Annotated in this window: 9 protein-coding genes and 1 pseudogene; 5 read left to right on the top strand and 5 right to left on the bottom strand. The window is 60.2% G+C overall.

The window, feature by feature from the left end; genetic code table 11:
- Positions 1–258 precede the first annotated feature (258 nt).
- Together AC1DH9_RS15900 and AC1DH9_RS15895 are read left to right on the top strand one after the other, a co-directional pair.
- Positions 259–945 (top strand): DNA-3-methyladenine glycosylase, encoded by a 687-nt coding sequence (locus AC1DH9_RS15900; RefSeq protein ID WP_427541820.1) that lies wholly within the window; start codon positions 259–261, stop codon positions 943–945.
- A 153-nt stretch (positions 946–1,098) separates the two neighbouring features.
- Positions 1,099–2,415 (top strand): bifunctional DedA family/phosphatase PAP2 family protein, encoded by a 1,317-nt coding sequence (locus AC1DH9_RS15895; RefSeq protein ID WP_427541817.1) that lies wholly within the window; start codon positions 1,099–1,101, stop codon positions 2,413–2,415.
- 6 nt (positions 2,416–2,421) lie between these two features.
- Here AC1DH9_RS15895 and AC1DH9_RS15890 read toward each other — a convergent pair whose 3' ends face one another.
- The 3 genes from AC1DH9_RS15890 to AC1DH9_RS15880 are packed head-to-tail and all read right to left on the bottom strand — an operon-like array spanning position 2,422 to position 4,101.
- Positions 2,422–3,012: an LON peptidase substrate-binding domain-containing protein gene (locus AC1DH9_RS15890; RefSeq protein ID WP_123584512.1), complete on the bottom strand. Its 591-nt coding sequence runs from the start codon at positions 3,010–3,012 to the stop codon at positions 2,422–2,424.
- A gap of 10 nt (positions 3,013–3,022) precedes the next feature.
- Positions 3,023–3,739, bottom strand: a complete 717-nt coding sequence (locus tag AC1DH9_RS15885) for an LrgB family protein (RefSeq protein WP_054594215.1) — start codon at positions 3,737–3,739, stop codon at positions 3,023–3,025.
- On the bottom strand, positions 3,739–4,101 hold the full coding sequence (locus tag AC1DH9_RS15880; RefSeq protein ID WP_103317533.1) for a CidA/LrgA family protein: 363 nt from the start codon (positions 4,099–4,101) through the stop codon (positions 3,739–3,741). The genes AC1DH9_RS15885 and AC1DH9_RS15880 overlap by 1 nt, the downstream gene beginning before the upstream one ends.
- 194 nt (positions 4,102–4,295) lie before the next feature.
- On the opposite strand from AC1DH9_RS15880, the gene AC1DH9_RS15875 reads away from it, so the two are divergent.
- The 3 genes from AC1DH9_RS15875 (at position 4,296) to AC1DH9_RS15865 (ending at position 7,243) form a co-directional block, all read left to right on the top strand.
- On the top strand, positions 4,296–4,751 hold the full coding sequence (locus tag AC1DH9_RS15875) for a MaoC family dehydratase (protein WP_427541813.1): 456 nt from the start codon (positions 4,296–4,298) through the stop codon (positions 4,749–4,751).
- A 103-nt stretch (positions 4,752–4,854) separates the two neighbouring features.
- Positions 4,855–6,573 carry a C13 family peptidase gene (locus AC1DH9_RS15870; protein ID WP_427541810.1) on the top strand — a complete coding sequence of 573 codons (1,719 nt, stop codon included), beginning with the start codon at positions 4,855–4,857 and terminating at the stop codon, positions 6,571–6,573.
- A 28-nt stretch (positions 6,574–6,601) separates the two neighbouring features.
- Positions 6,602–7,243, top strand: a complete 642-nt coding sequence (locus AC1DH9_RS15865; RefSeq protein ID WP_477808399.1) for an oxidoreductase — start codon at positions 6,602–6,604, stop codon at positions 7,241–7,243.
- 118 nt (positions 7,244–7,361) lie between these two features.
- On the opposite strand, the gene AC1DH9_RS15860 is transcribed toward AC1DH9_RS15865, so the two are convergent.
- Both AC1DH9_RS15860 and ubiX read right to left on the bottom strand, forming a co-directional pair.
- On the bottom strand, positions 7,362–7,646 hold the full coding sequence (locus AC1DH9_RS15860) for a YceK/YidQ family lipoprotein (protein WP_103317535.1): 285 nt from the start codon (positions 7,644–7,646) through the stop codon (positions 7,362–7,364).
- Positions 7,639–7,963: pseudogene (gene ubiX, locus AC1DH9_RS15855) on the bottom strand (flavin prenyltransferase UbiX); the annotation flags it as partial. The gene AC1DH9_RS15860 and the pseudogene ubiX, both read right to left, overlap by 8 nt.

Raw genomic sequence — 7,963 nt, 5'->3', positions numbered from 1 at the left:
GTTTTTCTGCGCGGTACTGGCACGGCCGATCACGCGGGAAGCGTCGCGGGCAGCGCGACCCAAACGGGTCATGTAGTCAAGAACGGACTCAGTCATGGTCTCTGTGGTCTTGGCAAAGAGGAAAGCGGCAGATTATAGCTGTCGCGCGCTCCTACTAACAGCAGTGACGGGCGGATGGTCGAAATGGGCAGTGTTCAGCCTCGATTAAGTCCGCAGTTGTTATCATTCCRTCATATTTACCTGATCACTTCGGTCGCCATGCCTATTTTGACCACAGAGAAACTGCCAAAAGCCCTGCCCGACAGCTTTTTCAACCGCGATGCTCAGCTGCTTGCCTGTGAATTGCTGGGTAAAGTGATCCGCCATCGGGTCGGTGACCTGTGGCTTTCGGCGCGGATTATCGAGACCGAAGCCTATTACTGCGAAGAAAAGGGCAGCCACGCCTCGCTTGGCTACACAGAAAAGCGTAAGGCTTTGTTTCTGGATGGCGGCCACATCTATATGTACTACGCCCGTGGTGGCGATTCGCTGAACTTCAGCGCTCACGGGCCGGGCAATGCGGTGCTGATCAAATCGGCTTACCCGTGGGTCGATGAAATCTCCGGCCCGGCGAGCCTGGCGCAGATGCTGCTGAACAACCCCGACGCCAAGGGCCGACCGCGCCCCTCGCAAAAGCTCTGCGCCGGCCAGACCTTGCTGTGCAAGGCACTGGGCCTGAAAGTACCGATCTGGGATGCCAAGCGCTTCGATCATGAAGTGCTGTTTGTCGAAGACGTCGGCGCACCTCCCCCGCATGTCATCCAGACCACACGCCTGGGGATTCCTCATGGCCGCGACGAACACCTGATGTACCGCTTCGTCGACGGCGCTTATGCCCCCTACTGCACCCGGAACCCCCTGCGACGCGGCCAGGTCGAAAACCGCGACTATTTCCTGCTTCCCTGAATGGTGCTGCGACTAGCAGCAAAAAACCCGACTGTGGGAGCGAGCTTGCTCGCGATAGCGGTGTAACGGCCAACATCAATGTTGAATGTTAATCCGCCATCGCGAGCAGGCTCGCTCCCACAGTTCATCTAATGATTTGATGGAGTTGTATGTATGGGCCCATGGCTCGATAGCCTGACCGTCTGGTTGACGGCAAATCCGCAATGGCTGGCGGTGGCGGTATTCATAGTGGCCTGCGTTGAGTGCCTGGCAATTGTCGGGCTGATTGTGCCCGGCATCGTGTTGCTGTTTGCCATCACGGTGCTGGCCGGCAGCGGCGCGCTGTCGCTGGGCGAAACGCTGCTGCTGGGTTTTCTCGGCGGCCTGTTCGGCGATCTGCTGTCGTATTTCCTGGGCAGGCACTTTCACCAGAACATTCGGCGTTTGCCGGGATTGCGTCACCATCCGGAATGGATCAACGGCGCCGAAAACTATTTCCAGCGCTATGGCATCGTGAGCCTATTGGTCGGACGCTTTATCGGCCCCTTGCGCCCGATGCTGCCAATGGTTGCCGGGATGTTCGACATGCCCTTCGCGCGCTTCTTTGCGGTCAGCTTGCTGGCGGGTGCCGGCTGGTCGGTGGCCTACCTGCTGCCGGGCTGGGCCACGGGCGCGGCGATACGCCTGCCGCTGCCGGAAGGTTTCTGGCCTCAAGCCGGGCTGGTCGTCGGTAGCATCGCGGTATTGATGGGCCTGAGCATCAACAGCAGCTTGCGTGGTCATCGCCAGGCTACTGCGCTGATCGCCGGCCTCAGCCTGGTGATACTCGGCGGGCTGTTCATAGGCTATCCGCACCTGAGCGCCTTCGACCAAGGCCTGATGACGCTGATTCAAGAACACCGCAGCCCGGCGCTGGATGAAGTCGCGGTGATGTTCACCCTGGTCGGTGAATTCAAAAACATGCTGGTGATCAGCGCGGCGCTGACGATCCTGCTGCTGGTCACGCGGCAATGGCGACACATGATCTTCGCCGGCTGCACGCTGCTGATCACCGCGCTGCTGAACACCGGAACCAAGAACCTGTTCGCCCGGATGCGCCCGGAAGTACTGACCGACCCACTGACCAGCTACAGCATGCCCAGTGGTCACGCGTCGGGTTCGTTTGCGTTGTTCCTGACGCTGGCGGTACTGGCCGGCCGAGGCCAGCCAACGCGCATGCGCCTGACCTGGTTGCTGCTCGGTTGCTTGCCGGCAGCGGCTATCGCCCTGTCGCGGGTTTATCTCGGCGCACACTGGCCAACCGATATAACCGCCGGCGCGATGCTGGCGGCTTGCGTGTGCGCCGCCAGCCTGGCCGTGACCCAGCGCCAGACACCCTTGAGCCCTATGCCGGCCAAGGTCTGGTGGTCAGTGTTGCCGGTAATGCTGGCATTGTTCGGGTTCTTCGCGCTGTGGCATTTGCCTCATACATTGCAGCGGTATGCCTACTGACAAGTATCAGGCAAACAATTCCCCCTGCAACTCATCCAGCAGCGCCTGAATCGCATCCAGGCGCTGCTGCGGGTTGTCGAGTTGCAGCAGTTCGATCTTGTCCACTTCAGAAAATGGCAGCAGGTACGCCAATTGATTGGCCAATGACTGTTGCCCGGCCGCGTCGGTGCCCATGTTCAATGCTTCGACCATCGGGTGTTCGGCCAAGGCCTTGAGCAGTGCGACAAGGTCGGCGTCTTCGTCCTGTAGCGGTTGCTCCGGTTCATCTTCCAGCCACTCGACGTCAGCGACGGTCAACTGATCGCGCTGAGTCTCGGTGCGCAGCACGTGGAAACGCCGCCCACCCTGCACCCGGATACCCAGCAGACCATTATCCTGCTGCTTGAAATCGGTAATCAGCGCTTCGCACCCCACCAGCGCGTAGCCCTCCGGGGCGATGCCGACTTCTTCGCCGTCGAGGATGCACACCACACCAAAGCCGCCGCCCTGTTTCATGCAGCGGCTGATCATGTCCAGGTAGCGCGCTTCAAAAATCTGCAAGTCGAGGATGCAGCCAGGAAACAGCACCGTGTTCAGCGGAAAAAGCGGCAAGCTCATAGACATTTCCTTACACCACCATCGACACCGCCAACGGCAGGAACACCGCCGTGGCCACGCCCATCAGACTCATCGCCAGCGCCGCGAAGGCGCCGCACTCTTCACTTTCCTGCATCGCCACCGCAGTCCCGACCGCGTGGGCGGTCATACCCAGGGCCATACCGCGGGCTTCAGGGCTGTGCACACCGAGCCGGTTCAACAGGCTCGGGCCGAAAATGGCGCCAATCACCCCGGTGATCAACACGAACACCGCCGCCAGCGCCGCCACTCCGCCAATCTGCTCGGCCACCAGCATGGCAATCGGCGAGGTGACCGATTTGGGCGCCATGGTCATCAGGATCATGTGCTCGGCACCAAACCACCAACCCAGCAGCACGCCCATGCCGGTGGCAACCACACCACCTATCACCAGCGTAGTAAATATCGGCCAGAACAGCTGTCGAATCCGCCGCAGGTTCAGGTAGAGCGGCACCGCCAGTGCAACGGTCGCCGGCCCCAGCAGAATGCTGAGGATCTCGGTGCTTTTGCGGTATTCGGCATACGTCAGCCCACACGCGAGCAACACGCCGATCACCAGCAGCATCGATACCAGCACGGGCTGCAGAAAGATCCAGCGGGTTTTCTCGAACGCCGCCAACACCAGTTGATAGGCGCCCAACGTTACGCCGATACCGAACAACGGGTGATGAATGACTGCCGCCAGCGCACCCTGCCAGTCGAAGATCATCACGACTCCTCCGAACGAACAGCGTGGCGCTTGATCAGCCGTTGCATCAAGACCCCGGCGAACGCCATGGACAGCAGCAACGACAACACCAGTGCACCAACGATGGCCCAGAAGTCCGCCGCGATATCGGCGGCATACACCATCACGCCCACCGCTGGCGGCACCAGCAACAACGGCAAATAACGCAGCAGGCTGCCAGCGGCCAGGCTCAGGGGCTCAGCCACTTCGCCACGGATGACCAGGAACCCCAGCAGCAACAGCAGGCCGATAATCGGCCCTGGCAGCACCGGTAATAACAAATGGTTGAGGGCCGTGCCGAGCAATTGAAACAGCACCAGCCAGGTCAGGCCACGTAGCAACATCCGTCATCTCCAGCAAAACTCGTCCCCACAAGCGGGCCGGACATTATAAGCATGGCACTCGCTATGCATGGGTATTCGCCAAAGGTATGGAAGCTTGACCGGACCTAAACACCATGATGATCTAAAGTGGTTGTTCCGGGGCCAACCCCCCACCTGAAAAAACTATAAAACCGATGAACCCAAGGAGAGTCTCAATGCCCTATGTTCCCGTTGCAGAGCTCAAAGACTATGTCGGCAAGGAACTCGGACGTTCCGAATGGCTCACGATCGATCAGGACCGCATCAACCTGTTCGCTGAAGCTACAGGCGATTATCAGTTCATCCACGTTGACCCGGTAAAAGCCGCACAAACCCCGTTTGGCAGCACGATCGCACACGGTTTCCTGTCGCTGTCGCTGATCCCGAAACTGATGGAAGACATCCTGATCCTGCCGCAAGGCTTGAAGATGGTCGTCAATTACGGCCTGGACAGTGTGCGTTTCATTCAACCGGTGAAGGTCGACTCCAGGGTCCGGCTCAAGGTCGAACTGAGCGACGTCACCGAAAAGAAACCCGGCCAATGGCTGCTCAAGGCCACCGCCACGCTGGAAATCGAAGGCCAGGAAAAACCGGCGTACATCGCTGAACCGTTGTCGCTGGCGTTCGTTTAACCCCTGCCGGATGCGAAGCAGTTCCTGCTGTTTCGCACCGCGTCTCTATATATCAGACACATAGCTGCGGCATACTCCCTCGCCTAATTGCCCGGATCCCGCTATGCGCTCACTTGCACCCCTTGCCCTGACCCTGTTGCTCACCGCGTGTGGTGACGGCGAATCGCTGTTGCCGCCCGACGCACGCCTGCCCGATGGCGGCCGCTATCGGGGTGATCTGGTCAATGGGTTGCTGCAAGGCCAGGGCCGGATCGACTATCCGAACGGCAGCTGGTACGCCGGTCAGTTCGACAAGGGCCAGTGGCACGGTCAGGGCGAATGGCACGGCAGCAACGGCGAGGTTTATCGCGGGGAATTCCAGCAGGGACTGTTTCATGGCCAGGGCACGCTGACCACCAACGGCAGCAGCTACACCGGCGGCTTCAAACTCGGGCGGCGCGACGGTGAAGGCACTCTCAAAGAAGATGGCATGACTTACCGTGGCGAGTTCAAGGCCGATCAGTATTCCGGCCTCGGCCGTCTCGAACTTGAAGACGGCAGCCAGTATCAGGGCCAGTTCGCCAACGGCAAACCCAACGGTGAAGGCCAGCGTGGCGATGCCAGCGGCAACCAGTTCACCGGTCATTTCGTCGACGGCCAACTGGAAGGCAATGGCACCTTCAGCAGTGCCGAGGGCGACAGCTACGTCGGTGGTTTCAAACAAAATCAGTTGAACGGCAAAGGCCGCTACGAGAATGCCGACGGTGACGTGTGGGTCGGCGAGTTCAAGGAAGGCGCGCTGAACGGAAAAGGCGAATTGATTGGCGCCGACAACAGCCACTATATCGGCCAATTCAGTGATTGGCGTTTCACCGGTCAAGGCCGTTTGAACCTGGCGGACGGCAGCTTCTACATCGGCGAGTTCGATAACGACAGCTATCAAGGGCACGGCACGCTGGTGCTGACGGATGGCACCGTGCAAAGCGGCGACTGGATCAATGGCCAGCGTGTACGCGATGCCAATGGCAAGTTGCTGCCAGACACCCTCGAACTGGGGTTGCTGGCGCAAGGGCGTCTGCTCGAAGACGCGCTGGCCAATGTGCCCGCCTCGACCCCGGCGATCGAGCTGTACACCCTGACCGTGGGTGGCGACGGCAAGCAGAGCGTGTTTCTGCGCGAGTCCGATTACGTCAGCAACATGCTCGCCAGCCGCTTCGGCGCCTATGGCCAGATCCGCCTGGTCAACCATCGCGACCACCTCGGTGACCGGCCGATGGCCACCCGCGAGAACCTGCGCCGCGCCGCCCTGACCCTGGCCGAACGCAGCGGGCCGGAAGATCTGATATTCATCTACCTGACCAGCCACGGCACCCACGAACACGAACTGGTGCTCGACCAACCGCGTATGGAGCTGGCCGATTTGCCGGCTGACGAATTGGCCGCCGTCCTCGCACCGCTGAAAAACCGCGACAAGATCATCGTGATTTCGGCCTGCTACTCCGGCGGTTTCATCCCGGCACTCAAAGATGAACGCACACTGATCATGACCGCCTCGCGCGCCGATCGAGTGTCGTTTGGCTGCTCGGAGGAAGCTGACTTCACGTACTTCGGCGACGCGTTGTTCGTTCAGGCACTGAACCAGACCGACGATCTGGAGCAGGCGTTCAAACTGGCCAAGGCCACAGTCGCCGAGCGCGAACTGGCAGATAGCTTCGAGGCATCGGAACCACAGATCTGGGCGCCTAAAGGGGTGTTGGCGCATTGGCAATCACTGCGCAAGCAGCAAGCACGCAAGGCACTGCAAAGTGCCGCTTTAACCAGCAAGGAAGCAAAGAGCAACTAAGCTGAAACAGTATCAAGGGGGAAACATTATGTACTTGACGCCTCAGCATGTATTGCTCGCTGGAGCCACCGGCCTGGTCGGTGAACACTTACTCGATCGGCTGCTGAACGAACCGACCATCAGCCGCGTACTGGCACCGTCACGCCGACCACTGGCTGAACATCCTCATCTGGAAAATCCGGTTGGCGATCCGGCAGTGCTTCTCCCCCAACTCAGTGGCCGCGTCGACATTGCCTACTGCTGCCTGGGCACGACGATCAAACAGGCCGGCTCCGAACAAGCCTTTCGCGCAGTCGATCTGGACCTGGTGGTAGCGTTCGCCAAACGTGCACGGGAAATGGGCRCACGGCACTTGATCGTGATCAGCGCCCTGGGGGCCGATCGCAGATCCTCGGTTTTCTACAACCGGGTCAAGGGCGAGATGGAATACGCATTGCGCGCACAGAACTGGCCGCAACTGACCATCTGCCGGCCTTCCCTGCTACTGGGTGATCGCCTTGAACCGCGACTCGCCGAACAACTGGCAGGCCCGCTGTCCAAACTGATTCCCGGCAAATACCACGGCATCGAAGCCTGCCAACTGGCCCGCGCCATGTGGCGCCTGGCGCTGGAAGAACAGGATGGCTTGCGGATTGTCGAGTCGGATGAGTTGCGCAAGTTAGGCAAATAGATCGGCAGTGACGAATCGTCCGTCATCGCGAGCAGGCTCGCTCCCACATTGATTTTATGTCGCTCACAGATCCAGTGTGGGAGCGAGCCTGCTCGCGATAGAGCGCGGCAGCGCTCTGTTACAACCCGCCCGTCGCTTGAAACCCAACCCCTAACACCGTCAACACCGACAGCGGCAACAGCAGCGTGTCGAGCAGCGCGCTGGCCGGCAGGTCGAGGCCGGGGTAGCTCGGTGCTTCGGCACCAAAATGATCCTTGGCGCAGCAACCACCGTCCAGCGCATACAGGTCAAGACGCATCCCCGAGTACACCACTGGCGCGCCAGGCTTGGCCGCGTCCAATGTCCGCGCGGTGGCACAACCGCCCAATTGCAGGGCGAGCAGCAGACTCAATAGCTTATTCATCGCTGCTCAAATGGTGTTCGCCCCAACGCGGCAGCATGTCTTGGGGGATGTTCAACAAATTGAGAATCCGCGCCACGACAAAGTCCACCAGATCATCAATGGTCTGCGGCTGGTGATAGAAGCCCGGCGAGGCCGGCAGAATGGTCACCCCCATGTTCGACAGCTTGAGCATGTTTTCCAGGTGAATGCTTGAGTATGGCGCCTCGCGTGGCACCAGAATCARCTGCCGACGCTCTTTCAAGGTCACGTCGGCGGCGCGCTCGATCAGGTTGTTGCAGGCGCCTGTGGCAATCGCCGACAAGGTCCCGGTCGAGCAC

The organism is Pseudomonas sp. 05T35, from assembly GCF_056396605.1.
The sequence above is the reverse complement of the archived record's forward strand: the minus strand, read 5'-3'. Positions and strand labels throughout refer to the sequence as shown.